22 protein-coding genes are annotated in these 25,987 nt (G+C 72.7%); 12 read left to right on the top strand and 10 right to left on the bottom strand.

Annotated features, from left to right (window positions below; all coding sequences use genetic code 11):
• Positions 1 to 87 precede the first annotated feature (87 nt).
• On the top strand, positions 88 to 921 hold the full coding sequence (locus DP939_RS41065) for a universal stress protein (RefSeq protein ID WP_113986261.1): 834 nt from the start codon (positions 88 to 90) through the stop codon (positions 919 to 921).
• Here the strand turns inward: DP939_RS41065 and DP939_RS48950 are convergent.
• The 3 genes from DP939_RS48950 to DP939_RS41050 all read right to left on the bottom strand — a co-directional run bounded on the left by DP939_RS48950 (position 912) and on the right by DP939_RS41050 (position 11,054).
• A complete protein-coding gene (locus DP939_RS48950) occupies positions 912 to 2,924 on the bottom strand; it encodes an MBL fold metallo-hydrolase (protein WP_113986260.1) in 2,013 nt (670 codons plus the stop codon). The genes DP939_RS41065 and DP939_RS48950 overlap by 10 nt on opposite strands.
• The gene (locus DP939_RS41055) at positions 2,921 to 9,781 is read right to left on the bottom strand and encodes a hypothetical protein (protein WP_147268341.1); all 6,861 of its coding nucleotides are present in this window, start codon (positions 9,779 to 9,781) and stop codon (positions 2,921 to 2,923) included. The genes DP939_RS48950 and DP939_RS41055 overlap by 4 nt, the downstream gene beginning before the upstream one ends.
• A gap of 466 nt (positions 9,782 to 10,247) precedes the next feature.
• Complete coding sequence (locus tag DP939_RS41050; RefSeq protein ID WP_113986258.1) at positions 10,248 to 11,054, bottom strand: SAM-dependent methyltransferase; 807 nt, start codon at positions 11,052 to 11,054, stop codon at positions 10,248 to 10,250.
• 243 nt (positions 11,055 to 11,297) lie between these two features.
• On the opposite strand from DP939_RS41050, the gene DP939_RS41045 reads away from it, so the two are divergent.
• Positions 11,298 to 12,521 carry a C39 family peptidase gene (locus DP939_RS41045; protein ID WP_225878823.1) on the top strand — a complete coding sequence of 408 codons (1,224 nt, stop codon included), beginning with the start codon at positions 11,298 to 11,300 and terminating at the stop codon, positions 12,519 to 12,521.
• A gap of 29 nt (positions 12,522 to 12,550) precedes the next feature.
• Here the strand turns inward: DP939_RS41045 and DP939_RS41040 are convergent, their stop codons facing one another.
• Positions 12,551 to 12,682, bottom strand: coding sequence for a helix-turn-helix domain-containing protein (locus DP939_RS41040; RefSeq protein ID WP_199565745.1), 132 nt, complete (start codon positions 12,680 to 12,682; stop codon positions 12,551 to 12,553).
• On the opposite strand from DP939_RS41040, the gene DP939_RS41035 reads away from it, so the two are divergent.
• The 3 genes from DP939_RS41035 to DP939_RS41025 are packed head-to-tail and all read left to right on the top strand — an operon-like array spanning position 12,681 to position 14,618.
• Positions 12,681 to 13,262, top strand: a complete 582-nt coding sequence (locus DP939_RS41035) for a TIGR03086 family metal-binding protein (RefSeq protein ID WP_113986255.1) — start codon at positions 12,681 to 12,683, stop codon at positions 13,260 to 13,262. The genes DP939_RS41040 and DP939_RS41035 overlap by 2 nt on opposite strands.
• Before the next feature lie 43 nt (positions 13,263 to 13,305).
• Complete coding sequence (locus DP939_RS41030) at positions 13,306 to 14,226, top strand: DUF5996 family protein (protein WP_225878822.1); 921 nt, start codon at positions 13,306 to 13,308, stop codon at positions 14,224 to 14,226.
• A gap of 20 nt (positions 14,227 to 14,246) precedes the next feature.
• Positions 14,247 to 14,618, top strand: coding sequence for a VOC family protein (locus DP939_RS41025; RefSeq protein WP_113986253.1), 372 nt, complete (start codon positions 14,247 to 14,249; stop codon positions 14,616 to 14,618).
• Between the two features lie 10 nt (positions 14,619 to 14,628).
• On the opposite strand, the gene DP939_RS41020 is transcribed toward DP939_RS41025, so the two are convergent.
• Positions 14,629 to 15,324 carry a Mut7-C RNAse domain-containing protein gene (locus DP939_RS41020; protein ID WP_113986252.1) on the bottom strand — a complete coding sequence of 232 codons (696 nt, stop codon included), beginning with the start codon at positions 15,322 to 15,324 and terminating at the stop codon, positions 14,629 to 14,631.
• A gap of 63 nt (positions 15,325 to 15,387) precedes the next feature.
• Here DP939_RS41020 and DP939_RS41015 point away from each other — a divergent pair, with 63 nt between their 5' ends.
• A complete protein-coding gene (locus tag DP939_RS41015; RefSeq protein WP_113986251.1) occupies positions 15,388 to 16,371 on the top strand; it encodes an MsnO8 family LLM class oxidoreductase in 984 nt (327 codons plus the stop codon).
• 4 nt (positions 16,372 to 16,375) lie between these two features.
• Here DP939_RS41015 and pdxR read toward each other — a convergent pair whose 3' ends face one another.
• The gene (gene pdxR / locus DP939_RS41010) at positions 16,376 to 17,800 is read right to left on the bottom strand and encodes a MocR-like pyridoxine biosynthesis transcription factor PdxR (RefSeq protein WP_113986250.1); all 1,425 of its coding nucleotides are present in this window, start codon (positions 17,798 to 17,800) and stop codon (positions 16,376 to 16,378) included.
• A 91-nt stretch (positions 17,801 to 17,891) separates the two neighbouring features.
• Here pdxR and DP939_RS41005 point away from each other — a divergent pair, with 91 nt between their 5' ends.
• Complete coding sequence (locus DP939_RS41005) at positions 17,892 to 19,115, top strand: MFS transporter (RefSeq protein WP_113986249.1); 1,224 nt, start codon at positions 17,892 to 17,894, stop codon at positions 19,113 to 19,115.
• On the opposite strand, the gene DP939_RS41000 is transcribed toward DP939_RS41005, so the two are convergent.
• Positions 19,099 to 19,593, bottom strand: coding sequence for a GNAT family N-acetyltransferase (locus DP939_RS41000; RefSeq protein WP_404828632.1), 495 nt, complete (start codon positions 19,591 to 19,593; stop codon positions 19,099 to 19,101). The genes DP939_RS41005 and DP939_RS41000 overlap by 17 nt on opposite strands.
• 48 nt (positions 19,594 to 19,641) lie before the next feature.
• Here DP939_RS41000 and DP939_RS40995 point away from each other — a divergent pair, with 48 nt between their 5' ends.
• Entirely contained in the window at positions 19,642 to 20,232 is a 591-nt protein-coding gene (locus DP939_RS40995; RefSeq protein ID WP_113986247.1) for a histidine phosphatase family protein, read from the top strand.
• Here the strand turns inward: DP939_RS40995 and DP939_RS40990 are convergent.
• Together DP939_RS40990 and DP939_RS48945 are read right to left on the bottom strand one after the other, a co-directional pair.
• Positions 20,201 to 22,105 carry a glycoside hydrolase family 15 protein gene (locus tag DP939_RS40990; protein WP_113986246.1) on the bottom strand — a complete coding sequence of 635 codons (1,905 nt, stop codon included), beginning with the start codon at positions 22,103 to 22,105 and terminating at the stop codon, positions 20,201 to 20,203. The genes DP939_RS40995 and DP939_RS40990 overlap by 32 nt on opposite strands.
• A 277-nt stretch (positions 22,106 to 22,382) precedes the next feature.
• Complete coding sequence (locus DP939_RS48945; protein WP_263972379.1) at positions 22,383 to 22,514, bottom strand: hypothetical protein; 132 nt, start codon at positions 22,512 to 22,514, stop codon at positions 22,383 to 22,385.
• A gap of 118 nt (positions 22,515 to 22,632) precedes the next feature.
• On the opposite strand from DP939_RS48945, the gene DP939_RS40985 reads away from it, so the two are divergent.
• Positions 22,633 to 23,016 carry a VOC family protein gene (locus tag DP939_RS40985; RefSeq protein ID WP_158578959.1) on the top strand — a complete coding sequence of 128 codons (384 nt, stop codon included), beginning with the start codon at positions 22,633 to 22,635 and terminating at the stop codon, positions 23,014 to 23,016.
• A gap of 3 nt (positions 23,017 to 23,019) precedes the next feature.
• Here the strand turns inward: DP939_RS40985 and DP939_RS40980 are convergent, their stop codons facing one another.
• The gene (locus DP939_RS40980) at positions 23,020 to 23,619 is read right to left on the bottom strand and encodes a class I SAM-dependent methyltransferase (protein WP_113986244.1); all 600 of its coding nucleotides are present in this window, start codon (positions 23,617 to 23,619) and stop codon (positions 23,020 to 23,022) included.
• A gap of 331 nt (positions 23,620 to 23,950) precedes the next feature.
• Here DP939_RS40980 and DP939_RS40975 point away from each other — a divergent pair, with 331 nt between their 5' ends.
• The 3 genes from DP939_RS40975 (at position 23,951) to DP939_RS40965 (ending at position 25,986) form a co-directional block, all read left to right on the top strand.
• A complete protein-coding gene (locus DP939_RS40975; RefSeq protein WP_225878821.1) occupies positions 23,951 to 24,205 on the top strand; it encodes a hypothetical protein in 255 nt (84 codons plus the stop codon).
• Between the two features lie 110 nt (positions 24,206 to 24,315).
• Positions 24,316 to 25,233, top strand: a complete 918-nt coding sequence (locus DP939_RS40970; protein ID WP_113986242.1) for a TIGR03619 family F420-dependent LLM class oxidoreductase — start codon at positions 24,316 to 24,318, stop codon at positions 25,231 to 25,233.
• 252 nt (positions 25,234 to 25,485) lie between these two features.
• On the top strand, positions 25,486 to 25,986 hold the full coding sequence (locus DP939_RS40965; protein ID WP_113986241.1) for a hypothetical protein: 501 nt from the start codon (positions 25,486 to 25,488) through the stop codon (positions 25,984 to 25,986).
• The last annotated feature ends 1 nt before the right edge of the window (position 25,987 follow it).

Below are 25,987 nucleotides of genomic sequence, written 5' to 3'. Positions count from 1 at the left end.
GCCGCGGCCAAGAATCATGCTTGACAAGGTAGGCAAGGCGCGCATTCCGGCAAGGCTAGGAGGTAGGACGCGGCGAAGGGGGGATCCATGCGGACCGAAGATCCCGGCAGGCCGGTCGCGACGGGGTACGACGGATCGGCGGCGGCGGAGGCGGCGCTGCGGTGGGCCGTACGCGAGGCCCAGCTCCGGTACGCCCCCCTGGTCGTCTACCACGCCTGGCAGGTGCCCATCCCCGGCTTCCTGAACGACCCGATCGCGGTCGCCGCCGTACGGCAGTCGGCCGAGCTGATCCTGCGGCACGGCGTCGAACTCGCCAAGGACATGGCCGGGCGGCTCGTGGTACGACCCAAACTGGAGCGCGGCACGGCCGCCGGGGCGCTGCTCATGGACGCGAAGGCCGCGCAGCTCATGGTGGTCGGCACCCGGGGCGTGAACGGCGGCCACGGCCGGCTGAAGCTCGGCTCCACGGCCGTCCACGTCTCCTCGCACGCGCCGGGCCCGGTGATCGTCGTCGGGCCGGGTACCTCCGCGCCCCGCCGCGTGGTGCTGGTGGGCGTGGGGGAGGAGCCGGGGAACAAGGCGGTGGGCTTCGCCTTCGAGGAGGCGTGCCTGCGGCGGTGCGAGTTGCAGATCGTACGGACCTGCGCCGCGGGCGAGGACGCCTGGCGCGAGACCGGCCGCCGCTTCCAGCGGCTGCTGGCCCCGTGGCTGGAGCGCTACCCCCAGGTCCAGGTGCGCACCCGGATCGACCAGCGTCCCCCTGCCCGCGCCCTGGCCGCGCTCGCCGCGGACTCCGCGCTGGTCGTGGTGGGCGAACCCGCCGCCCCCTCGCTCGGCGCGACCGCCCAGGCCGTGCTGTACGGCACCGGCCAGCCGGTCGCCGTCGTGCACGGCAACGGCCCGCTGACCCCTCACCCCTGACGCTGCTCTCCCCACACCCCGGAGGCCACCGGTGAGTGCCGCCGCACACTGAGGATCTTGGCGAACTCCCGCTGCCGCGCCGAGAACCCGTGGACCAGCATCACCTCGCGGGCCGCGACCTCGTCCGCGATGTCGAGCAGGCCGCGCTTGTCGGCGTGCGCGGACAGCCGCATCATCTCGATCCTGGCCCGGATCGGCACCTTGCGCTCCACGCCGTTGTCGTCGAGCGTCAGCGACGCCGCGCCGTCCTCGGCCAGCCGCAGCAGCCGCGCCCCGCCCGACTCCTCGTCCTGGTAGCCGGACAGGAACAGCGCGCCGTTGGGCTCGGGCAGGATGCGCGCCGCCCACTGCACGGCCGGGCCGCCGGTCATCATGCCGGACGTCGTGATCACCACCCCCGAGGCGAACCGGTCCAGGTCGCCCGGCCGGTCGGCGCGCGACACCGAGCCCTGGAAGATGCGCAGCGGCGCGGGCCCGTCGGCGGTGACCCGCTCGAACGCCGCCGCCACGTCGGCCGCCATGCCGTCCAGCAGCACCGGGACGTGCGGCAGCCGATCCTGGAGGATCAGCGCGATCTCCTGGGCGCGGCCCAGCGCGAACGCCGGGATGAGCACCCGCCCGCCCGCCGCGTGGACGTCGCCGACCGCTTTGACCAGGTCGTTCACCCGGCCCTCGCGCGGTCCGTGGGTCTCGGCGCAGCAGGTGGACTCCAGTACCAGCAGGTCGGGCTCGCGGGCGGACTCGGGGATCTGGTAGCCGTCCACGGTCCGCTGGTTGAAGCCCGATATGTCACCGGATATCACCACGCGCTGATCGCCCGCGCGTACCACGACCCCGGCCGCGCCCAGGATGTGCCCGGCCGGGAACAGCTCCACGCCGACCTCGCCGACCTGCCGCGGCCTGCCGTACGGGACCTCCTCGCAGCGCTGCGCGGCCTCCTCGACGGCGGCCCGCCCGTACAGGGCGGTCGCGCCGTCCGCGCCCCACTGCCGGTAGGTGCGCTCGCGGCGGATCATCAGCTTGGCCGAGTCGGCCCACATCGCGGGCATGAGCTGGACCGTGGCCGGGGTCGCGATCACCCGCAGCTTCGGGAAGCGCTCGACCAGCGCCGGGATGTACCCGCAGTGGTCGGTGTGCGCGTGGGTGACGATCGCCGCGTCCAGCGGCATGGTGAGCGCCCGGTCGATGTCGCGGGGCGGTCGCGCGGGGTCGCCGGGGCGCAGCCCGGCGTCCACCAGCAGCCGGGTGCCGCCCGCCTCCACCAGTACGCACGAACCGCCGATCTCGGTGTCCCCGCCCAGCGGCGTCACCCGCAGCGCGCGCTCGCGTACGACCGACACCCGGTCGCCCGCGATCTCCTGCGGCGGGGACACGATCGCCTGGATGGCCGTGACCAGCTCCGGCGAGGAGATCCCGGCCGCCGCGGCGGCCCGTTCGAGCAGCGCGTCCGCTGGGGCGGCGTCGTTCACCGGAGAACGTTGCAGCGCGGCGAGCAGGCTGGAGGCCGCCGTACGCGGGTCGCCCAGCCGCCGCTGGAGCGCCGTGACCTGGATGTCCAGCTCTTCCGCGCGTTTGTCGGCGTCGGCCAGGGCCGCGGTGGTGGTGTTCAGCCCGGCCAGGGTGTGCTCGTGGCGGCCGTTTGCCCGGTCCAGCCTGCCGCGCAGCTCACTCAGCTTCTCCTGGTGGCGGCGCAGCCGTACCTGCTGCGTGCGGCTCTCCCTGACCAGGTGCTCGGCCAGCTTCAGCGCGGCGCGCACCACCTCGTCGTCGTCGGCGAGCACCAGCGTCGCGAGGGCCTGGGCGTCCGGCTGGTCGCGGCGGATGCGCAGCTCGGCACGGACCCGGCCGCGCAGGTCCGGTACCTGGACCAGCGCCTTGAGCAGCATCTCCCGGTTCTCGGCGGCGAACCGCTCGACGTCGTGCCCTTCCTCGGCCAGGGCGGGACGCGACAGCACCACCTTGGCGGCGGCGTGCAGTACCGGCAGGAGGAGATCGGAACTCACCCCGCCGGCCCCAGCCTCCGGGTCGCGGACGCGAGCACCTCTTCACGCTCCAGCCGGCCGTCCGGGCGGGGCGTCAGCGCGCCCAGCATCCGCAGCACCTCGACCAGGTCGGCGGTGGAGGAGTGCCCCTCGGCGCGCAACGCCGCCTCCGACAGCGGATGGCCCGGCTCGTCCGCGCCCGCGAGCGCGAGCAGCCCGGCCAGCGTCTCGGCGCTGTCGGCGATCTCGGTCTGCGCGGCCAGCAGCCGCCACGCCGCGGCGACGGCAGCGCCGGACAGCACGCCCGTGGAACGCACGAACGCCTCCGGCGACCGCTCCAGCCGCGTACGGCAGGCCGCCAGCGCCCGCTCGCCCTCGCCCTGCGCCAGGCCCCTCACGACCTCGCCGACGAGCGCCGGCCATCCGCCGGTGACCTGGAGCACGGCCTGCCGGTCCGCCTCGCCGCTCAGGCCGATGTCGTCCTCGTCCGCCCACAGGGCCAGCGCCCGCCGATCGAACCGCCGCAACCCGACCACCTGCCCGGCCCCTCCCGCCCAGCGGGCCAGAGCGGGCCAGAGCACGGCAAGCTCCGGCGTCGCCACCAACACCACAGCGGGCCCGGTGGTCTCCTGCGGCGTACGGCCGGTCAACTCGGCCAGTACGCGGTCGTGTTCCATGCCGTCGTCGGCCTGGCGCAGTGCCTCGGCGAGCGCGGTCGTCTCCTGTGGCGTGCGTCCGGCCAGTTCGACCAGTACGAGGTCGTGCCCGGTGCCCTCGCCCGCGCGGCGCAGCGCCTCGGCGAGCGGCAGGTCGTCGCCGGCCCGCCACACCCGGCTCGGGCCGTGTCGTACGGCGGTGTCCGTCAGCGCGGCGGGCACCCGGTCGATGCGCAGCGCCGCCGAGCCGGTGACCAGGTGTAACCCGGTGCGCTGGTGCAGCAGCCGGGCCGTCTGGCAGCCGGTCAGCGGCGAACGCTCCCCGCCGTCCGGGCCGGGCGGGCGGTAGGAGTCCGGGGCGAAGCCCTCCGGCGCCCCGAAGCCCCCTTCGAGCACGGCCTCGATCTCGCCGGCGCCGCCCAGCAGGGTCAGGATGTACGGCGTGCGCAGCCGGTACCCGCCACCGCCGTCGGCGGCCAGCATCCCCAGGCCCGCGCACTCCTCAAGCAGCGCGGGGAAGTCCCCGCCCGTACCGGCGAAGCCCTCCGGCCACCACTCCTCGCACGCGGCGCGCAACTCGGCCGCGGTCAGCACGGCGTCCGTCCCCGCGTCCAGCGCGTGGAACGCCATCGCGTAGACGATCACCTTGCACCGCCCGGCGAGGCCGAGCGCCCGTTCCAGCAGGTCGCGGTACCCCGGCGCGGCGCGGAGGTCCCGCCACACGGCAGCCACGTCCTCCCGGGTGACCGTGTACGGCAGCGCCGTACGTGCGACCGGGGCCCGCCGCGCCCGGCACAGCAGCGCGTCGGCGAACAGCCGGATCAGCGCGGGGGCGTTGTTCGCCTCGGTCGTGACTCGGGCCGCCGCCTCGGGGCCGAGCCGCAGTCCCAGCGCCGCCAGCGGGCGGGTGAGCAGGTCGAATGCGTCCTGCGGGTCGAGCGGGCCGACCTCGACCGCCTCCCCCTGGAACCGGCCCGGGTGACCGGGCCCCGCGAAGACCACCCGCACGCGGTGGCCGGTCTCGTCCATCAGGTCGGCGAGCGCGGCCATGTTCGCCGACGACGCCTGCCGCGCGTCGGCGGCCAGGAAACCCTCGGCGTCGTCCAGCAGGATCAGCATCCGCCTGGACGGGTCCGCCTCGATCCAGCCGGCGATCAGGCGGCGGACCCCGGCTGGTGTCCTATCGAGGGCCGGCGGCAGTCCGGCGTCGGCGAGGGCCGCGGCGAGCGCGTGCCACAGCGCGGCGACCGGCATCACCGTGCCGACCTGCCTGATGGAGGCCGAGACCACCGTGGTGCCCGGGGCCTGGCGTCCGGCTTGGCGGAGCAGGGTGGACTTGCCGAGCCGCCGCCCGCCGTACACCAGGCAGGGCCCGGTACCGCCGGTCACGGCGGCGAGCTGCGCGGCGCGGCCGTAGAACATCTCGGGGGGCGCCTGGCCCGCGGCGGCGTACGGGTTCGCCGAACCGAACGGCGCGAGCAGCCCCACGGCGGCGGCCCAGCTCGGTCCGGGCAGGCAGGCGAGGTACCCGAGCACGGCGTCATCGACCACCCCGGCCACGGGGCCCGGCCCGGTACGGCAGGCGGCGGCCATCCGATGCCGCTGCTCGGGCGACAGCACCCCGAAGCACAACACCAGCACGGTCTGGTCCCTCGGCTGGTCCTTGAGGAGATCGGCCACCTGCTGCGGCTGCCCCCGCCAGACCAGCAACACCCGCAACCGCTCGCCCGGCCCGTTCGTCGGGCCGGTCGCCGGGGACTTGTTGCCGAGCGCGTGTTGCGTGGGCGAGGGGGTCATCCGGGAGCCGAAGGCGGGGATCGGGGAGTCGTCGGAGGTGCGGACCTCGGTCAAGGTGATCCAGGCGCGGTTCTGTTCCACGCGTGGCGGGCCGTCCGGTTCGCCCGTCAGGCCGATCATGCGCAGGGCCGCCGCCACCTGCCCGGGAAGGTCGCCCTCGGCCTTGGGGCCCTTGGCCAGGGCGTGCCAGCCGAGCAGGCCCTCGGCCGACTCCTCGCGGCGGGCGGCGGGCAGCTCGGCCGGGGTGAGGCCGCAGCGTTCGAGCAGGGCCGCGAGTGCCGGGTCGGCGGGAGGAGTACCAGCGCGCAGCGCGTCGGCGAGCAGCCTCGGCCACGTCGGCGCGTCCGCGCCGCGCTTGCGCCCGTACGCGTGCTCGAACGCCTGCGGGAACCGCGGGAAGAACCGCTCCAGGTGGTCGATCGTGTCCGGCGGCTCCGGCGGCGGCCGTCCCTCGCAGGCCCGCGCCAGCAGCTCGCGGGCCGTGGTGAGATCGCCCGCCTCGGCGTACGCGCTGATCCGCGCCGCCCCCGCGGCCACCGTGGCGTGCCGCCCGGTGAGTTCGGCTAGCCGGTCGAGCGTCCCGGCGATCTCGGTGGCGCGGATCGCCCGCGCCTCCCGCTCCACGTCGGCGAGGGCCTTGGCGATCACGCCGAAGTCATCCCTGCCGTCGTCGCCCAGCGCCGCGACCGCCGCGGCGAACCGGGCCGCCGCCGCCTGGGGCAGCACGCCGTCGTCCCGCCACTGGGCGAGCAGGTCGGAGATCGCCTCGATCCGGTCGCTGCGGTCGTGCCTGGCCTCGTCCACCAGCTTGTCGCGGCGCTGGCGCAGTTCCTCGGCCAGCCGCCGGTCCCGCGCGCCGAGTACGGCCAGCAGCGAGGCGGTGCCCTCGTGGTCGCCGAGCCGGGCGCGGGCGTGGAAGGCGGCCCGCCACTGATCGTCGGTGGGCGGGTGCTCGCACAGCGGGATGAGCGCCGCGGGGGGTGGCGGGGTGCGCGGGGCGAGCGTACCCGGCTCCAGCGGCAGCGACGCGCAGAGCAGCAGGTCGCCGTTGAGCAGGTGGGCGGCGGCGGGCTCGGCGGCCGGGAGCGGCCCGCCGTCCAGCAGCCGGATCGTGTCGGCGACCAGGGCCGCCGCACTGCGCGCGGCTGCGGCCGTCAGCGGATCGGGTGCGCAGGCCAGCGCGGCCAGCTCTGCCTCGGCCTCGGCGCGGTGCTCGGTGACCACGCCGCGCAGGTCGTCCAGTGGCTTGAGCACCCAGGACACCTCGGCGTCCGCCGCGTGCAGCGCCGTCACCTCGCGGGCCGCCGTCACCCAGGTGTCCACCAGGTCGAGGCCCTTGCCGATCTTGTCCACCAGCTTGGCGCGGGCCCCCGAGTGGATGCGGCCGCCCGGCCGGTTCGCCCGGCGGGTCTTGGCGGTGTCGTCGATCATCCGGTCCACGGTGTCGCCGGTGCGCAGCCGCTCAAGCTCCTCGGCCGCCCGCCGTACCTTGGCGCAGTCGTTGCGGGCGGCCAGGGCGAGCAGCGCGCCGAGCGGTTCCTCTTCCTGGAGCAGGGTCTTCCAGACCTCGGTGGCCAGCGCGTACTTGATCGTCTGCGTCGGGCTCTCGGTCAGGAACCGGCCCGCCGCCGTGGCGGCGGCCTGCTGGGCGGCCTCGGCCCGCGCGGCGTCGCGCATCCGGCCGGAAAGGCCGGGGACCAGGTACGCCCCGGCGTGCGCCGTCCTGGCGAACGCCGCGCCGAGCCTGGCCAGCCGCGGGTACGGGGAGAGCGCGGGGGCGAGGTCGTCCAGCAGTTGGGCGATCTGCGGCGTCGGATGGATCAGTCCGGCGCGTACGGCGGCGGCCCAGGCGAGCAGCCGCCCGGGGGCGTCGTCGGCGAGTGCCTTCAGCGAGACCGCGCCCGCCGCCTCGGCGAACGCCGCCGACAACCGCCCGCCGAACTCGCTCATCTCCCCGGCCACCGCGGCGCACCGCCGCGCCGCCGCCTCGGCCGCGGGCCGGTCGGCCGCCTGCCGTAGCCAGGCCGCCGCCGCGAACCGCCCGCCGTCCAGGGCCTGCGCCTCGGCGGCCTCCCACCTGTCGGCCGCCTCGGCGACTGCTGTCGTCTCCGCTGCCTGCTCGTTGCGCCCGGCCGGGCGATCGAGGGCCTTTCCGCATGGACTTAGATCCCGCTGCGCTGATCGGCCGGGCTTGCCGCCGCAGTCTCCGGCCTGTGCCTTGGGCTTGGCGGGTGGATCGTCCGACCGGCGGTGGTCCTGGGGGCCGGCGGGCGTTCCTTGGGTCTGATCTTGTGCTTCGGCCTGGTCGCTCGCGCTGGGGTCGGCCGGTGGGGAGTCCTCCGGGGCTTCGAGCGGCATCTCACCCGGCGGGGCCGCCTTCGGACGGTTCCCTCCGGGTTTCTCGGCCGTCGTACCGTTGTCCTGTCGCTCCTCGCTCGCCGCTACCTCCGTGCCCGGCGGCTCCTCGCTCTGCCCGGCACCGCCCTTCTTGACGCGCTCGGTCCGGGGGGCGGCTTGCCGCTCGAAGTAGACCTGCTCCAGGAACGCGTCGAGCTCCGTGAGATCCCCAACGCCGTCGCCCCTGCCCTTGTCCCCCTGGCTCGCACTGGGGGGCTGAGCGGTACCCGGTGGGGTGGAGCCGGGTCGGCCCGCATCGGCCTGTACGCCGGATATGTGTGGGTCGGTGCCCGGCTGGTCGGCTGTGAGGTCCGCTGTGGCGGGTGCGCTGGGGGGCCGGCCGGTTGCCGTCGGGTGTGCGTTGGGCAGGCCAGTGGGGGCCTCGTCAGCGGCCTGTAGGCCGGATGTGCGCGGGTCGGTGCCCGGCTCGGCCGTCGCGTGACCGGTGACCTGTGGGGCCCCGGTGCGCAGGCCCGGGGTGGCCTGGGCGGCCGGTGGGCCGGGCGTGCGGGGGGCGGTGGCCTGTAGGTGGGCAGTGGTGGACCGGCCCGTGGCGGATCGCCCGGTGGCCGGCGGGTCGGCGTTGGGCAGCCCCGGGGGGGCCTGATCCGTGCCGGGCAGGTTGACCGCCGTGTGGCCGGTGGGTGCCGAGTTCGTGTTGGGGCGGCCCGGGGTCTGTAGGCCGGGGGTGCTCGGGGGGCGGGTCCTGACAGGGTGGGCGGCGGCCGATGGGCCGTCGGCTGCCAGGGCCGCCCTGGGCGTGCCGGTGACAGCCTGCTCCGAGGGGGTTCGCCCGGTGCCCGGGTGGGCGGTGGCCATGCTTCCCGTTGTGGTGGGAGGCGGGTGGCCCGTGGTGGGGAGGGGGCCGTCGGAGGGTGGGCGTGGGGCCGGCGGGCGTGGCGGGTGTTCGGGGAGGGTGAGCAGACCCTCGGCGGCGGCGCCCGCGACCGGGGCCCAGTGGTCCGGGGCCTCCTGGCGGAAGCGCTCCTGCAAACTGAACCTCTCCAGGAAGGCGTCCGGGTCGCCGCCCAGGCCGATCAGGTCGGCCAGGGTCTCCAGGCCCGGCGCGCCCACCAAGGCCCCCTCGCGTACCTCCGACAGCAGTGTTTCCAGCACCGAAGGCCCGGTGACCTCGGCCAGGGCGCGTACCCGGTGCTGCCGGAAGTGGGCGGACGCGGCCTGGTCCAGTACCTCTTCCAGGGCGTCGGCGCCGGCCTCGGCGACCTGGCCGCCGCACACCGCCTCGACGCGGGCGCGCAGGGCGTCGAACTCACCGGCGACCCCGCTGAGCGCGCTCAGGTCCGGCTGGGCCGGGCGGCGCTGGTCGGCGTACGCCTGCCGTACCCGCTCTGCCGAACCCGCCGCCGCCACGAACGACGCGCGCAACCGTTCCAGACCCACCCGCAGCTCGTCGAACGCGGCCCCGTCGAAAACGGCCTCGGAAGCAGCAGGCGCGGGCGGCCGGACTTCCGGCTCAGCCGCCACGGCAGCGGGGGCGGCACCATTACCCGCGACCGCCTTGGCCTCCGCAGCCATCGCCGCAGCGGCCTCGGCCGCCTCAGCAGCAGCCGCCTCCGCCGCCGCGATGGCGCGGAGTTCGGCCAGCGAGATCGGTACCTCGGGCAGCCTCGCCTGGCCCTCCCGTAACTGGTCCCAGGCCGTGCGGAGCACGTCGGCCGCCTGCGGGGCCATCCGCTCGGCGGAGGAGAGCAGCAGGGCGAGCGCCAGCCCGGACAGCGCGTGGTCGTGCCGGAAGATGTCGATCAGCACCAGGTCGACGAAGTTGCCGGTGAGACCGTCCAGGCTCGTCAGCGCCTCGGCGATCTGCGGCGCCTCGGCCAGTGCCCCGGCCGCCGTGCTCGCGCGCAGAAGGTTGACGCAGGTCTCTGCTGAGAGTCCATCGGAGTTGTCGAAGCCACGGCTAAAGCGGGTACTCAGTGCGCAGATAAGTGAAGAGCCCCTTTTCTTGTCACTTCCGCGCAGCGCCCGGGTAAGACTGGTCGCGGCCATTTTGCTGATCGAGCGCATGTCGCGCAGCCGGACATGGGCAAGGATCTGCTTTCTGTCCGTTTGAGTGTATCCGTGATCAGCGGAGAGTAAGTCGTCGGGCGTGATCCTCCCAACCGCCTCGGCGAGCACTATGCCGACATCGGAGAAGGCAGGAAGGGCGCCGACGGCTCCCAGTGGGACGGGATCGCGCGGGCCGCCCTTGTCTTCCTTCCCCAAAGTGTGTCGAACCATCAGATACCTCCGCCTAGCACAATGCCACCCACATCGTAAGGGCAGAAGGTCGTGAATCCTTCTTAAAGCAGGAAGAGGCACTGTACTTGGGAAGTCTTATCCAATAGAAGGCGGCCCTCACGATGTCAGAATAAAAGCGGGGCCGTATTTGGCAATACAAGCGTACTTAGAGATAAAGTGCGGTCACGTTTCGATGATACGGCCCGCCCGTAAACCGCATGCCGTGTCACACAGCAGCGCACCACCACCCGTCTCATGGTTTTCTGGCAAGCCCACAGAACTGATAGACCTCGTCCGGAACCCCGAACGGCGACTCCTCTGGACGCCACCGGGAGCACGAGACGACCCCGGGTGGCAGCAGTTCCAGCCCGTCGAAGAACGCGAGCAACCGGTCCTTCCCGCGGAGGCACATTTCGGCCACTCCCGCCTCGTTCCCGATCCGGACGGCCTCGTGCGCCGCCTCCGCGCTGACCTCATCGGTGGGATGGGCGATGGCCAGATGGCCGCCCGAGGGCACCGCGTCCAGGAACCGGCGCACGATCGCACCGGCCTCCACGTCGTCGGTGACGAAGTTGAGGATGCCGAGCATCATGATCGCCACCGGCCGGGAGAAGTCCAGGGTCGCCCCGGCCGCCTCGATCACCGCGCCGGGATCGCGCACATCCGCGTGCAGGTAGTCGGTCCGGCCCTCGGGGGTGCCGACGAGGAGGGCGCGGGCGTGGGTGAGTACGAGGGGGTCGTTGTCCACGTACACGATCCGCGACTCGGGGGCGATGCCCTGCGCGATCTCGTGCGTGTTCCCGGCGGTGGGCAGGCCGGTGCCCAGGTCCAGGAACTGCCGGATGCCCGCCTCGCCCGCCAGATATCGGACGGCCCGGCCGAGGAACATCCGATCGGCCCGCGCCGACTCGGCGATGTCCGGGATCACCTGCCGGATTCGGTCACCGACCGCCCGATCGGCCGCGTAGTTGTCCTTGCCGCCGAGCCAGTAGTTCCAGATCCGGGCGGTGTGCGGGACGGTCGGGTCGAGTCCGGGGGGCGGGTCGCTCGCGCCGGCCATGGCGATCGTTCCTTCCGGGGGACGGGCACTCCATGATCGGCCACAGCCTTTCATGAGAATAAGAACTTGGTGATCATTGCAAAGGGGACGTCCGGAAATCGGGAAACCGCGGAACTTCGCCGGAGTTGCCAGGGTTCCGCACGCGATACGTAACATCTCCGATGCGCGTGCCCGACCGGCGAACTACATTCCCCGCGTCGAGCCCCGAAGTGAGGTCAAATGCGAAAGCTGACCGTAGCGCTCATGTCATTGGTCCTCGTCGCCGCCCCGATGACGGGTGAGGCCGCCGCCGCGAGGGTCCCCGCGCCGATTCCCGACGTCGTCTACCAGCGGGCCGCCTTCCCCGCGGGCACCCAGGAGGGCACCTTCGCCGCCGGAGGCGCGCTGCGCTTCGGCAAGGCCGTGGGCACCCTGGCCTACACCGACGCGCTGGGCACCAAGACCTGGGAGTACGCCCGCTGGACCGGCTCCGGCCGGGACGTCGGGTTCGCCGCCACCGAACTCGTCGCCTCCTGGACCGCCGACACCCCGGCGGGCACCTGGATCCAGGTGGACATGCGCGGCACCGCCCCCGACACCAAGTGGTACATCCTCGGCCGCTGGGCGTACGGCGACGCCGACATCCAGCGCACGTCCGTACGCGGCCAGGGCGACGCCGACGGCAGCGTGGCGGTGGACACGTTCGTCGCCGCCAAGGACAGGCCGATCGACTCCTACCAGTTGCGCGTCACCCTCTACCGCAAGCCGGGCCAGTCCCGCGGGCCGGTCCTCAGCGCGCTCGGCGCGATGGCCTCCGCCGTACCGGACCGCGCGACCGTGCCGGTCAGCCCGGGCGGCGGCGCGTGGGGCGTCGAACTCGACGTACCGCGCCGGTCGCAGAACGTCCACGAGGGGCACTACCCCGAATGGGACGGCGGCGGCGAGGCGTGGTGCAGCCCCACGTCCACCACCATGGTCCTCGGCCGCTGGCACCGGTGGCCGACAAAACGGGACACCTCCTGGGTCGATCCCACCGACCCCGACCCCGAGGTCGACTACGCCGCCAGGCACACCTACGACTACACCTACCAAGGCGCGGGCAACTGGCCGTTCAACACCGCCTACGCGGGCCGGTTCGGCCTGTCCGGCTTCGTCACCAGGCTGCGCTCGCTGACCGAGCTGGAAAGCCTGATCAAGGCGGGCATCCCGGTGGTGACCTCGCAGTCCTTCCAGGCCCACGAACTGCCCGGCGCCGGATACGGCACCAACGGCCACCTGATGGTCGTGATCGGCTTCACCGCCACCGGCGACGTGATCGCCAACGACCCGGCCTCCCCGGACAACGCCGCCGTCCGCCGCGTCTACCCCCGCGCCGCCTTCGAGAACGTCTGGCTGCGCAGCACCAGCAGCGGCGGCATCGTCTACATCATCCACCCCAAGGGCCACAAACTCCCCCGCACCACCCCCGGCCTCCCCGCCAACTGGTGACCTGACCCCGGCCCGTGACGGGCCGGGGCTCAGTAGCGTTCGGCGTAGTGGGTGGGGGACTCGCCGAACATGGCCTTGAAGTCGCGGGCGAAGTGGGCCTGGTCGGCGTAGCCGAGGTCGGCTAATACCTCCCCAGGTGAGGGCCCTAGCGTGGACCTCATGTCTGACGCACGACCGGTCGCAGAAGCGGGCCGTACCCTGATCGACATCGTCCGTGACCTCAAGCCGGACCACCTGACCGCGCCCACCCCGTGCGCCGACTTCGACGTCCGCGCGCTGGTCCACCACCTGCTCTTCTGGGGGCCCTCGCTGGAAGGGGCCGGGCGCAAGGAGACCGTCCCGCCGCCCGCCGCGACCGAGAGCGAACTCGACCTGACCGGCGGCGACTGGGCCGCCGACCTCGTGGCCCAGGTCGAACGCACGGCCGCCGCCTGGGACGACCCCGGCGCCTGGACGGGCACGACCCACATGGGCGGCCCCACCGAACTGCCCGCCGCGCTGGTCGGCGGCATGGTCACGGTGGAGTTCCTGGTGCACGGCTGGGACCTGTCGCGGGCCGTCGGCAGGCCGGCCACCTGGGACGCCGGTCTGCTGGCCCACGCCCATGAGGAGGTCGCCAAGACCGCCGACATGGGCAGGCAGATGGGCGTCTACGGCCCCGAGGTGCCGGTGCCGGACGGCTCGCCGACGCTCGACCGGGTGCTCGGACTGACCGGCCGCGACCCCTCCTGGACGCCGTAACCCGTCGGGTTATGCCCCCTGACGTGGGGGAATGGGGTGCGCTATGGAGGAGTGGCCGAGTCTGCGGGTCGCGGAGTGGAGCCCCACGCGCGACACGCTGCACATGTGGGCCCAGGTCGTCGGCAAGGTCCGTCTGGCCCAGGCACCGATGGTGAACCACTGGTGGCAGGTCCCGCTGTACGTCAGCGCGCAGGGCCTGACCACCTCCGCCATCCCGTACGGCAGGCGCGTCTTCGACATCGAGTTCGACCTGTGCGACCACCTGCTGCGCATCCGGGCGGGCGACGGGCGGGTCCGCGACATCGCCCTTGAGGCGATGCCCGTCGCCGTCTTCTACACCGAGACCATGAACGCGCTGCACGAACTCGGCCTGGACGTGCGGATCAGGCCCCGCCCCAACGAGGTCGAGCCCGCCATCCCGTTCGCCGAGGACTACCAGCACTGCTCCTACGACCCGGCGCAGGCGCACCTGTTCTGGCTCCAGCTCGTCCAGGCCCACCGGGTGCTCAGCGAGTTCCGGTCCTACTTCATCGGCAAGGTGAGCCCGGTCCACCTGTTCTGGGGCGCGATGGACCTCGCCTGCACGCGGTTCTCCGGCCGTACCGCGCCCAAGCACCCCGGCGGCGCGCCCAACGTCGGCGACTGGGTGATGGTCGAGGGCTACTCCCACGAGCTGAGCAGCTGCGGCTTCTTCCCCGGCGGCGGCGAGGAGGGCGCGTTCTACTCCTACGCCTACCCGGAGCCGGAGGGCTACGCCGACTTCCCGGTACGCCCGCAGGCGGCCTCCTACAACGCCGACCTGGGCGAGTTCGTGCTGCCGTACGAGGCCGCCCGGACCGCGAACGACCCCGACCGGGCCGTGCTCGACTTCCTCCAGGACACCTACACGGCGGCGGCCGACCTCGGCCGCTGGGACCGCGAGTCGCTTGAAGACGATCCGAATCGTTGGGCGCACCCGCACTGATCAGCGAATAATGGGGAAGCATGTTCAAGAACACCAACGCGTTCAGCGGTTTTTCCGTGGACGACATCGAGCAGGCCCGCCGCTTCTACGGTGAGACGCTGGGGCTCGACGTCTCCGAGGAGTACGGCCTGCTCACCCTGCGCCTCGGTTCGGGGGCGAACGTGCTGATCTATCCCAAGCCGGGCCACACCCCGGCGTCCTTCACCATCCTCAACTTCCCGGTCGACGACATCGAGGCGGCCATCGACGAGCTGACCGGGCGGGGCATCACCTTCGAGCGCTATCCGGGCATGGAACAGGACGAACGCGGGGTGATGCGGGCCGGCGGGCCGTACATCGCGTGGTTCAAGGACCCGGCGGGCAACGTCCTGTCGGTGCTCCAGGAGAGGTGACCGGGCCGGTTCAGCGCCCCCGGGCGCGGCGCACGATCGCCGACAGGTGCGGGCGGTGCGCGCCCGGCCAGTAGGCGCGCCCGCACGTCCGGCAGCGGGCGAACGTGTCGTACTCCCGGCGGGTGCCCGGCTCCAGCAGGTGCATCACGTCCTCCTTGGCGGCCGGTTCGAGCAGCCCGTTGCACGCCGTGCAGCGGGTCCAGGGGGCGAGGTCCGGGGCGAACCGGTCGAGTACGTCGGCGAGCTGGTCGTCTGGCCGCTCGCCGCGCACGTACGCGCCCGCCCACAGCCTCCTGCGGCGCAGCAGGCCCCGGTCGCGGGTGAGCAGCACCCGCCGTTCGGTATTGGCCTGCTCGATCAGCTCGTCGTCGTCGCGATCGTTGTGGTAGGCGGCGTCCACGCCGAGCACCCGCAGCCGCCGCGCGAGCGTGCCCAGGTGCACGTCCAGCAGGAACCCCGCCGACTCCACCCGCTGCGGCCTGCGCACCGGCCCCACCTCGACGGTCTCGCCGCCGTCCGGCCGGTACGACGGCGGCTCGTCCCGCCCGTCCACCAGCATCGAACCGACCTCGGTCAGTGGCACCCCCGCCGCCTCCACCAGGTGCCCGAGCGTGGAGGTGCCGTCGGCGGGCACGCTGACGTCCCCGCCGCGCCGCCCGGCGGCCAGGAACACCCGCAGCTCTTCGTCGAAGCGCAACGCCACCATCTACCCAGCATCCCCCAAACGCATGGGAACCACCGCGAATCACCCGGTGTTACACCGAAGGTGATGCGCATTTCGATCCTGGACCGCTCGCTGGTCCGAGCAGGGCACCAAAAGGGGCACGCGGAGGCGCTGCGCGAGACCGTGCGGTTCGCCCGTGCCGCCGAACGGCTGGGCTACCACCGCTTCTGGGTGTCGGAGCACCACAGCGTGCCCGGCGTGGCGGGTTCCGCGCCCACCGTGCTGGCCGCCGCGGTGGCCGCGGCGACCTCGCGGATCAGGGTGGGCACCGGTGGCGTGATGCTGCCCAACCACCGCCCGTTGGTGGTCGCCGAGCAGTTCGGGGTGCTGGAATCGCTCTACCCGGGGCGTATCGACATGGGGCTCGGGCGGTCGGTGGGCTTCACCGACGGCGTACGACGGGCGCTCGGCCACGGCAAGGAGGCCACCGACGACTTCGCCGGCCAGGTGTCGGAGCTGCTCGGATACTTCGCCGGTCGCGCGCCCCGCCATCCCGGCGTGCACGCCTGGCCCGCCGAGGGGCTGCGGGTGCCCGCGTTCGTCCTGGCCATGGGCAGCGGCGCGGACATCGCCGCCGAACTGGGCCTGCCGCTGGTCATCGGCGGGCGGGAGGAGCGCATGCGGCCCGCGATCGAGCGGTACCGCGCCACCGTCACGGGCCGCCCGTACGTCGTGGTGGCGGCGACCGTCGCGGTGGCCGCCACCGCCGCCGAGGCGCAGGAACTCCTGGTGCCCGAGGCGTGGTCCACCGCCTACTCCCGGACCAGGGGCGAGTTCCCGCAGCTTTCCCCGCCGCGCGACATCCTCGCCCGCGCGATGGACGCCAGGGAACGCGGCTACTTCGAGGAGGCTTTGGAGGGCCAGATCCACGGCACCGAGGACGAGGTGGCGGCCGAGCTGTCCGGCCTGGTGGCGCGTACCGGCGCCGACGAGGTGCTGGTCACCATGAACACCTACGACCACGAGCGGCGGCTCGACTCCTACACCCGCCTTGCCGCCATCGCCCGCGAACTGCCCCTGGCCGCCTGAGGGCTCACGCCACCTCCGTGAACGCGCGGCGCAGCCGCCGCAGTCCCTCGGGGACGCGTTCGGCCGGGATCGCCCCGTAGCCCAGTACCAGGCCGTGCTCCGGCTCGCCCGCGTAGTAGCCGGCCAGCGGCTCGACGGCCACCCCGAGCCGCCGCGCCCGTGCCCGGACCTCGCCGAGAGCGGCGGGCACGCCCGGATTGAGCCGGGCGCAGACGTGCAACCCGGCCGTCGAGGGCATGGGGGTCAGCCATTCGGCCAGGTCACCGCGGAGCGCCGCGACGATCAGCTCATGCCGGGCCGCGTAGGCGCGGGTCGCCCTGCGGATGTGCCGGGGCAGCTCGCCGTCGTCGATGAACCGGGCCAGCGCGGCCTGCGCGATGGGGTCGCCGTGCCAGTCGGCCAGCCGTTTGGCGGCCCGCAGGGCGGTGCGCAGCGAGGCGGGCGCGACCAGGAAGCCGAGCCGCAGCATCGGCAGCAGGGTCTTGGAGAACGTGCCGACGTACAGGACCCGCCCGGTGCGGTCCAGGCTCTGTAACGGCGCGAGCGGCCGGTCGGAGAAGCGGAACTCGCTGTCGTAGTCGTCCTCCACGATCACCGCCTCGTGCCGGGCGGCCCAGTCCAGCAGCGCGGCCCGCCGTTCCAGCGACATCGGGACGCCCAGCGGGAACTGGTGCGACGGCGTGACGTACACCAGCCGTACGCCGGGCGGCAGCGCGGCCACCACCAGGCCCTGGTCGTCCACCGGCACGCCGGTCACCCGCGCGCCCATGGCCGCGAACAGCATCCGCGCCGGGGGATAGCCGGGCTCCTCCACCGCCACCCGGTCGCCGGGGGCGATCAGCACCCGGCCGATGAGGTCGAGTGCCTGCTGCGCGCCCTGGGTGAGCAGCACGTCATCAGGACGGGCCCGGACCGACCGGGCGACCCCGACATAACGGGCGATGGCCTGGCGCAGCCCCAGGTGACCGGCGGCATCGTGGTAACCGGCGGACACCGCCCGGGCGCGCAGCTCGCCCGCGATCAGCCGCCGCCAGGTGGCCAGCGGGAACAGCCCGCCGTCCGGGACGCCGACCCGGAAGTCGTAGGGAGCCTCCGTCGGGTCCTCGATGACCGGGTCGATGTCGCGCCACGGCGAGCGGGGGCGCACCGCGCCGCCGTACGACGGCCCCGCGGGCCGGGCGGGCGGAATGTGCCGGTCGCTCACGAACGTCCCCGCGCCCACCCTGGCGACCAGGAAACCCTCGGCCGTCAGCCGTTCGTAGGCCACCGAGGCCGTGTTGCGCGACACCTCCAGCCCGCGGGCCAGAGCCCTGGTCGGCGGCAGGCGCTCGCCCGGACGCAGCCTGCCGTCCAGAATGGCGTCCTGAATACCGCGGTAAATGCGCGCGGCCAGGTCGCCGGGCCCTTCCAGGCTGATATGGATGTCCACTATTGGCCCAATCGACTTTGCTCCCATTGGCTCTTATCCCGGCCAATTCCCCGTTGTTCAATGGTGCCACCACCCCGACGAGGAGGGCGGCATGAACCGAATCCTGCCCCCTGCCGGGCCGCCCCGCGTACTGGCCCTGGCGCAACTGGTCAACTCGCTGGGCGATGGCGCCTACTACGCCACCTCGGCGCTGTTCTTCACCCGGATCGTCGGCCTGTCGCCGACCCAGGTCGGGCTGGGCCTCACGCTCGCGTGGGGCGCGGGCATGCTGGCCGGGGTGCCGATGGGGCACCTGGCCGACCGCTGGGGGCCGCGCCGTACCGCGCTGCTGCTCGCCCTGCTCACCGCCGCCGCGCTGAGCGCGTTCCTGGTGGTGCGGTCCTTCCCGGCGTTCCTGGTCGCGGCCTGCGCCTACGCCTGCTGCCAGGCCGGGCTGACCTCGGCCAGGCAGGCGCTGCTGGCCGGGCTGGTGGACCCCGCGGAGCGGACCGCCATGCGCGCCCGACTCCAGTCCACCCTGAACGCGGGCCTCGCCGTCGGGGCGGGCCTCGGCGGACTGGCCCTGTCGGTGGACACCGAGGCCGCCTACCTGGCGGTGTTCGTGGCCGACGCGGTGTGCTTCCTCGCCGCCACGCTGGTGCTGCGCGGGCTGCCCGAGGTGCCGCCCGCGCCGCCGGTCGCGGCGGGCGAGCCACGGCTGGCCGTACTGCGGGACCGCCCGTACGCGCTGATCACCCTGCTGAACGCGGTCATGTACCTGAACATGCCGCTGCTCAGCCTGGGCCTGCCGCTGTGGATCGTGCACCGCACCGAGGCCCCCGCGTGGCTGGCCGCCGCGCTGCTCATGGTCTACATGATCAGTGTCGTGCTGTTCCAGGTGCGCCTGGCCCGCCCGGTGACCGGCCCGAGCACCGCCGCCACCGCGATCCGCCGCGCGGGCCTGCTGATGTTCGCCGCCTGCGCGGTGTACGCCCTGTCCGGTGCGCCCATCGGGACCACCGCCGCTATCGCCGTACTCCTCGTCGCCGCGGTGATCCAGGTGTTCGGCGAGATGATGCAGGGTGCGGGCGGCTGGGAACTGAGCTTCGCCCTCGCCCCCGACGGCCGGCACGGGCAGTACCAGGGCTTCTACGGCATGGCCCCGCAGATCGCCCGGATGCTCGGCCCGCTGCTGCTCACCACCATGCTGCTCGGCTGGGGCACCGCGGGCTGGCTGACCCTCGGCGTGGCCTTCCTCCTGTCCGGCCTGGCCATCACCCCTGTCGTCCGTGCCACCGCCCGCGTGCCCGCGCCGCAGGTCAAAGTGCCAGCTTGAAGCCCTCGTGGCCGGCGGTGAAGCCGAGGCGGGTGTAGAAGCGATGGGCGTCCGAGCGGCGTTTGTCACTGGTGAGCTGCACGAGCGCACAACCTCTGCGCCGGGCCTCGCCGACGGCCCAGGAGATCATCGCCGCGCCGAGCCCGCCGCCCCGGTGCCGCTCATGGACACGTACCGCTTCGATCTGGGCGCGGGTCGCGCCGCGCCTGGCCAGGCCGGGCAGGAAGCTGAGCTGCATGGTGCCGACGACCTCGCCGCCGGGTGAGGTGGTCACGGCGAGCAGCAGGTGCGCGGGGTCGGCGTCGATGGCCGCGAACGCGCGCTCGTACGCCGTCCAGTCGCCGCCGTCCGGGTCCTCGCGGGTCGCGCCGAGCTGGTCGGCGGCCAGCAGCGCGACGATCGGCCGTACGTCCGCCGCCACGGCCCGCCTGAGGGTGTAGGTCTTTTCGCCGGTAGCGAGATCCACCACAGAGTGCACCGCCCCAGGTTGTCATAGCAGGGACCGGACGGGCGAAAGGGGGCGACGGTGGCGGTGACGTTGGTCTACGAGACGCACTCGATCACGACCGACAACGAGACGGGCATCGCGACGGGGTGGCTGCCGGGGGAGCTGTCCGCGCGCGGGCGGGCGCTGGCGGCCGAGCTGGGCGAGCGGCGTCGCGACGACGGCATCGACGTGGTGTACAGCTCCGACCTGCGGCGGGCCGTGCAGACCGCGGAGATCGCGTTCGCCGGTTCGGCGGTGCCGCTGCGGCAGGACCGGCGGCTGCGCGAGTGCGACTACGGCGAGCTGAACGGCGGGCCCGTGGCGCGCCTGGCGGGCCGCCGCGCCGGGTACATCGACCGGCCGTGGCCCGGCGGGCAGAGCTACCGGCAGGTGACCGCCGAGACCGCCGCGTTCCTGGCCGACCTCGCCGCGTCGTGGGACGGCGCGCGGGTGCTGGTCATCGCCCACTCGGCCAACCGGTGGGCCCTCCAGCACCTGCTGCACGGCGAGGCGCTGGAGGACCTGGTGGACGCGCCCTTCGGGTGGCAGGAGGGCTGGACCTACACCGTGCCCGCGCCCTACCTGCCGCCCGGCGGGCTCACACCCGCCCCGGACCGCCGTTCGACGTGATCGACGGCACGGCCAGTTGCTGCTGTTCGGCCCTGATGATGTGGATGATCGCGTTGATCAGGGCCAGGTGGGTGAACGCCTGCGGGAAGTTGCCCAGGTGGCGGCCGTTGACCGGGTTGATCTCCTCGGCGTACAGGCCGAGCGGGCTGGCGAACGACAGCAGCTTCTCGCACAGCCGCCGCGCCCGGTCCAGCTCGCCGATCTCCACCAGCGCCGAGACCAGCCAGAACGAGCAGATCGTGAAACTGCCCTCCTGGCCGGTCATGCCGTCGTCGGTCTCGTCGGTGATGTAGCGGAGCACCAGGTCATCGACCGTCAGATGGTCGGCGATGGCCAGCACCGTGGCCTTCACCCGGGCGTCGTCCGGCGGCAGGAACCGCACCAGCGGGATGAGCAGCAGCGAGGCGTCCAGCGCGTCGGTGTCGTAGTGCTGGCGGAAGATGCCGTCGGCGGAGACCCCGCGCGTGCAGACGTCCGCGTGGATCTCGTCGGCGACCTTCTGCCACCGGTCGGCCAGTTCGGGCTCCTCGCGCAGCCGGGCCAGCCGCGCGCCCCGGTCGGTCGCCACCCAGCACATCACCTTGGAGGAGGTGAAGTGCTTGGGCTCGCCGCGTACCTCCCAGATGCCCCGGTCCGGCTCCCGCCAGTGCGTGATGGCCGCTTCCACCAGGCGCTTGATGATGGGCCAGATCCGCTCGTCCAGGCCGTCGCGCGACTTGATGTGGATGTAGAAGGAGTCGAGGATCGCGCCCCACACGTCGTTCTGGCGGTGGTTGTAGGCACCGTTGCCGATCCGGACCGGCTTGGCGCCCTCATAGCCGTGCAGGTGGTCGAGCGTCTCCTCGTGCAGGTCGCGCTCGCCGTCCACGCCGTACATGATCTGCAGGTCCTTGTCCCGCTCGGCGACGTCCGCGATGAACCAGAAGAAGTCGTCGGCCTCCCAGTCGAACCCCAGCGTGTACAGCCCCCACAGGGCGAACGTGGAGTCGCGGATCCAACTGAAGCGGTAGTCCCAGTTGCGCTGCCCGCCCGGGGTCTCCGGCAGCGACGTGGTGGCCGCCGCCACCAGCGCGCCGGTCGGCGCGAACGTCAGGCCCTTCAGCGTGAGCGCGCTGCGCTCCAGGAAGCTCCGCCACGGGTGGTCGGGGAAGTCGCCCCTGGCCAGCCAGTGCTGCCAGTGGTGGGCGGTCCACACCAGCCGCTCGTACGCCTCCCGGAAGTCGTGCGGCGGCTCGTGCTCGGTCCACGACAGCGCGGCGTAGCGGGTCTCGCCCTCCTTGAGCAGGGTGCGGGCCATGGCCTTGCCCGCCTCGAACCCGAGTCGCATGTCGGTGGTCAGCTTCAGCTCAAGGCCGACCTCCTCGGCGCGCGCCACCCCCTGGTGGTAGCCGCGGTCGGTGTAGGACCAGGTGGCGGCCTGCCTGCCGTAGTCGAACACCGGCTCGCACTCCAGGGTGACCTGCACCTCGCCGCTCACGCACCGGACCGTGCGCAGCAGCACGTGCTCCGCGTCATAGTCGGTCGGGGCTCTTCGGTGGGTGTGCGAAAGCTCGTCCTCATGGTGCCAGGGCCCCATGAGCAGTACATCACGGACGATGATCCAGCCGGTCGCGGTGCCCCAACTGGTCTCCAGCACCATGGTGCCGGGGATATATCGGCGGGCCGCGGGCACCCGGATATCGGCGGGGCCGAGCCGGAAGCCGCCGGCCCCTCTATCCAGCACTGCTCCGAACACGCTCGGCGCATCCAGGCGCGGCAGGCATAGCCACTCGATGTTCCCGCTCGGCGCGACGAGGGCCGTTACCTCGCAGTCGGACAGGAAACCGTAGTCACCGATCGGCGGAAATGCAGAAGATCCGCTGATGCCGTCCATGCCTCGATTACCCCAATCGTGCTGATGCAGCGGCCCGATGCGTTCCGCTTGATGTGGTTGGTTCCAGCGTGCCCATACGTCCGTGTCGACCCGATATTCACCCCGGAGTGACCCCTGCGCCGCGTCATCGGAACAGCGTCCGGGCCATCTCGCCGAGAAGGGTTCGGTCATGGCTGCCGCCTCACGGTTCGACTAATTCGAATAATTGAACTGAATGATCTGATTCACATGCTTCTTTGGTGCTTCCGGTTTTCGCGCTTTCTGTGGTTCAAGCGGTTCAACTGGTCAGACCGGCCCGCGTCAGTACGAGATCCGCAGGATCCGCTGCGGCGTCGCACGAGTAGATGACCGCCTCGCCGCCGATGGCGTATGCGCCCGCGGTACGGCCAGAGGCGATAGGTGCCGTCATCACACCAGAGTAGGGCTGAGTGCGCGAAGCGCGAGCGCATATCGCTAGTGTGTGAATCTACCCATACTTGGGCGGCGCTCGAAGGGTGTGGCGGGCGATGCCGGGTAGAGGGGGTCGCATGATTGACCGAGTGCTGCCCAACATCCTGTCCGACCGCCTCACCGAGACCCGTGACTTCTATGTGGGCCTGCTGGGGTTCGCGGTGGCTTTCGAATCGGACTGGTTCATCAACCTCTCCGCCCCCGGCGAGCCGAAGCGGGAGATCGGCATCTGGCGGCGGGACCACGAGCTGGTGCCGGGGGAGGTCCGCAACCCTCCGCAGGGCGTGATCCTGACCATCGTGGTGGACGATGTGGACACGGTCTACAAGAGCGCCGTCATCAAGGGCGTACCGGTGGTCGCCCCGCCGCGCGACCTGTTCTACGGGCAGCGGAGCTGCCTGCTCGCCGACCCCAACGGCCTCATCGTCGACGTCTCCACCCCGGTGGCCGACGCCGCCTGAGCGTCAGGGCCTGCCGGCGTGGTACAGGAGGAGGTAACGCCAGAAGAGCAGGCGGCGGACGGACGCGCCGGGGAGCAGCCGGGCGGCGGCCCGCCTGATCTCGGGCAGGCTCATCGCGGGCCGGTGCACGGGGGCGCGGATCGCGCCGTCGTCCGGGCCGCGTACGGCGGCGGCGAGCCGGGCCACGGCGTTGACCGGCGCGGCGACCAGGCCGACGGCGTAGTCGGCGGGGGTGCGCTCGGCGTAGCAGCCCAGGACGGCCAGGACGCCGCCGGGCGCGAGCGCGGCGCGCAGCCGGGTGACCGTCTCAAAGGGCACATGATGCAGGCTGGCCAGGCAGGAGATGTAGTCGTAGCGGGCGGCGGGGAGCGCGACCTCGGTGATGTCGGCCACCTGGTAGCGGACCCCGGCGGCCGGTGAGACCCGCGCGGCGTCCTCGATCACCTCGGGGGAGGGGTCGAGCGCGTCCACCTCCAGGCCGCGCGCGGCGAGCCTGCGGGCGAACCGGCCGGTGCCGCACCCGACGTCGAGCGCCGTCCGCGCGCCCCGGGGGAGGCTGCGGAGGAGCAGGGGGTGGTAGTGGTCGTTGTGGTCGAACCGCATGGATGTGGGAGGGTATCACTGAACCTTTTTCCACCTCAGGTTCCCTGGTCAGGGGTGGTAAGTGGGATTCCGTGCCCGCATGACCAGGCGTCCTGCCGGGCTACCATGCCCGGGCCGAGTCTGGTGGAGGCGCCCCTGACCTGGTCCAAGCGACCGGTTGAAAAAGGTTCACTGGGTGTGCGGTGGTCTCGGGGGGCGGGGGCTGTGAAGCCACATATGGGGATTTTGGAGTATTTTTCCGCTTTTACTATTAGCGGGCGATATGGCGGCGTGAAATCGCCGACGGCGATTGGCGCGCCCTCTCGCGGGGGCCGCGACGTATCATCGAGGTGTGCCGAACCTGGGCCCGGTCGAATTAATGATCATCATGGTCGTCTTCGCATTGATCGCGGCCTTGACGATCGGTTTGATCCTGCTCGCGGTCCGGCTCGCCGGGGGCCGCAGGCCGCCGCCGCGCGAGCCCGACCTCGCCGCGCGGGCGCGGGCGCTGAAGTCCTCAGGCCACCCCGACCGCGCGATCATGCTGGTCCGGGGCGAGACCGGCATGTCCCACGACGACGCCACCCGCTTCGTCCACACCCTCTGAAACACCTTCTGAAACACCCTCTGGCGCACCCTCTGACGCTCCAGCACCGCTCGTAGCGTGCTCACGGCAGGCCCGCCCCCCAAGGCAACGAGCGATGAACGGGAGAGTCAATGAAATTCGGCGTCAACATCCTCAACTTCGGCCCCGGCACCGACGCGGGCACATTGCTCGGCTGGGCGCGATTCGCCGAGGACGAGGGGTTCCACTTCGCGATGATCTCCGATCATCTGGCGGTGACCCCGGATGTGGCGAAACAGTACCCGGCGCCGTTCTACGATCCGTTCACCGCGCTCGCCTGGCTCGCCGGGCGCACGTCGCGGATCGGCCTCGGCACGACGGTCGTGGTGCTGCCCTTCCGGCATCCGCTGGAGGTCGCGCGGATGGCCGCCGACATCGACGAGTACAGCAGCGGGCGGCTGATCCTCGGGGTCGGGGTGAGCTGGGCCAGGCGGGAGTACGCGGCGCTCGGGGTGCCGTTCGAGCGGCGCGGGGCGATCACCGACGAGTACCTGGAGGTGATCACCCGCTACTGGACCGAGGACGTGGTGTCCTTCGCGGGCGAACACGTCGCCTTCGAGGAGGTGTCGGTCGCTTCGGCCTCGGCGGGCAGGCGACGCCCGCCGATCTGGGTCGGCGGGGCCAGCGGCGCGGCGCTGCGGCGTACCGTGCGGTTCGGCGACGCCTGGCACCCGCTGAACCTCCGGCCCGCTCAGATCCACGAAGGACTCGCCGCCCTGCGGGCGGCGGCCCTGGAGGCGGGCCGTCCCGTCCCGGCCTTCGCGCCGCGCCTGCCGCTGCGGGTCACCGGCTCGCCGCTGCCCGAGGACGAACGCCTGGCCGGGCAGGGCACCCTCGACCAGATCCGCGGCGACCTGCTCGCGCTCGCCGGCCTCGGCGCGGAACACGTCCTGTTCGACACCTACCCGGGCACTCCCGCGGCGATGCGCCCGCCCGAGGAGGACCGGCGGACGCTGCGCGCGGTGGCCGACGCCATTCTCGATCTCGACCGCGGAGAAGTGCGCCGATAAAACGTGGAAAACCGCGATGAAAAAGTCGCCAAGTGATACTGTGGTGACTTCTGCGTGTTCTCCGAAAAGGACCGGAGGGCTGCCCGGAAGCCTGTCCCGCCGTGGCGACCCCGCGCGCGGGCGCGGGGCTCGGCCGGCGGATCCCATGCCGAAAGCCGTGGCCCCTTCCGGCCTCTTCCTGCCCTTTCGCGGCCCGCCGCGTCCGCCTGGTCCGCATCGCTCATTCGCCATCCGACCCCCGCCACAATTCACATGCCATACGACAAGCCTGCCGAACTCGCGCTCGATTTCAGCGTGCGCGAGGACCCTGAGCGCCGCAAACGGGAAGACGAACTCGACCTCGCCACCGCGCCCGGGTACCAGCTCTTCTTCTCCTGCTTCGTCGGCGACGTGGATCTGCGGCTCGACGGCCTGAATTTCCGCACGAACTTCGGCTGGGTGGCGACGCTGAGCTTCGCGGTCGGCTTCGCCTGGCGGCTCTCCGGCCTCCCGGCGGCCGGGCGCATGTCCATGGACTTCCTCGAAGACGACGAATGGCTCAGCCTCCGCTTCGACGACGGCCGGGTGCTGGTGGCCAGCTCCTACGCCCGGGGGATCGCCGTCGTGCCGTACGCCGACCTGCTGAAACTGGCCCGCGACTCGCTGACCCGGCACGCCGACGCCCTGATGGCCGCCTACCCCCGCCTCGCCGAGAACCGCATCCTGGCGGGCCGGCTCGCCATGGTCCTCGGCGGTCCGGCCCCCGGGGCCTGAG

Origin of the sequence: Spongiactinospora rosea, from assembly GCF_003315795.1 — a bacterium.
In the GTDB taxonomy this organism is placed as follows: Bacteria; Actinomycetota; Actinomycetes; order Streptosporangiales; family Streptosporangiaceae; genus Spongiactinospora; species Spongiactinospora rosea.
The sequence above is the reverse complement of the archived record's forward strand: the minus strand, read 5'-3'. Positions and strand labels throughout refer to the sequence as shown.

Coding starts and splice junctions, on each gene's coding strand:
- DP939_RS48945 (WP_263972379.1), bottom strand. CDS start 22,514: ATGACGGCACCTATCGCCTCTGGCCGTACCGCGGGCGCATACGCCATC.
- DP939_RS41015 (WP_113986251.1), top strand. CDS start 15,388: ATGCGCATTTCGATCCTGGACCGCTCGCTGGTCCGAGCAGGGCACCAA.
- DP939_RS40985 (WP_158578959.1), top strand. CDS start 22,633: ATGATTGACCGAGTGCTGCCCAACATCCTGTCCGACCGCCTCACCGAG.
- DP939_RS41065 (WP_113986261.1), top strand. CDS start 88: ATGCGGACCGAAGATCCCGGCAGGCCGGTCGCGACGGGGTACGACGGA.
- DP939_RS41050 (WP_113986258.1), bottom strand. CDS start 11,054: ATGGCCGGCGCGAGCGACCCGCCCCCCGGACTCGACCCGACCGTCCCG.
- DP939_RS40980 (WP_113986244.1), bottom strand. CDS start 23,619: ATGCGGTTCGACCACAACGACCACTACCACCCCCTGCTCCTCCGCAGC.
- DP939_RS41020 (WP_113986252.1), bottom strand. CDS start 15,324: ATGGTGGCGTTGCGCTTCGACGAAGAGCTGCGGGTGTTCCTGGCCGCC.
- DP939_RS41005 (WP_113986249.1), top strand. CDS start 17,892: ATGAACCGAATCCTGCCCCCTGCCGGGCCGCCCCGCGTACTGGCCCTG.
- DP939_RS41030 (WP_225878822.1), top strand. CDS start 13,306: ATGGAGGAGTGGCCGAGTCTGCGGGTCGCGGAGTGGAGCCCCACGCGC.
- DP939_RS40970 (WP_113986242.1), top strand. CDS start 24,316: ATGAAATTCGGCGTCAACATCCTCAACTTCGGCCCCGGCACCGACGCG.
- DP939_RS41040 (WP_199565745.1), bottom strand. CDS start 12,682: ATGAGGTCCACGCTAGGGCCCTCACCTGGGGAGGTATTAGCCGACCTC.
- DP939_RS41025 (WP_113986253.1), top strand. CDS start 14,247: ATGTTCAAGAACACCAACGCGTTCAGCGGTTTTTCCGTGGACGACATC.
- DP939_RS41035 (WP_113986255.1), top strand. CDS start 12,681: ATGTCTGACGCACGACCGGTCGCAGAAGCGGGCCGTACCCTGATCGAC.
- DP939_RS40965 (WP_113986241.1), top strand. CDS start 25,486: ATGCCATACGACAAGCCTGCCGAACTCGCGCTCGATTTCAGCGTGCGC.
- DP939_RS40990 (WP_113986246.1), bottom strand. CDS start 22,105: ATGGACGGCATCAGCGGATCTTCTGCATTTCCGCCGATCGGTGACTAC.
- DP939_RS41045 (WP_225878823.1), top strand. CDS start 11,298: ATGTCATTGGTCCTCGTCGCCGCCCCGATGACGGGTGAGGCCGCCGCC.
- DP939_RS41055 (WP_147268341.1), bottom strand. CDS start 9,781: ATGCGCTCGATCAGCAAAATGGCCGCGACCAGTCTTACCCGGGCGCTG.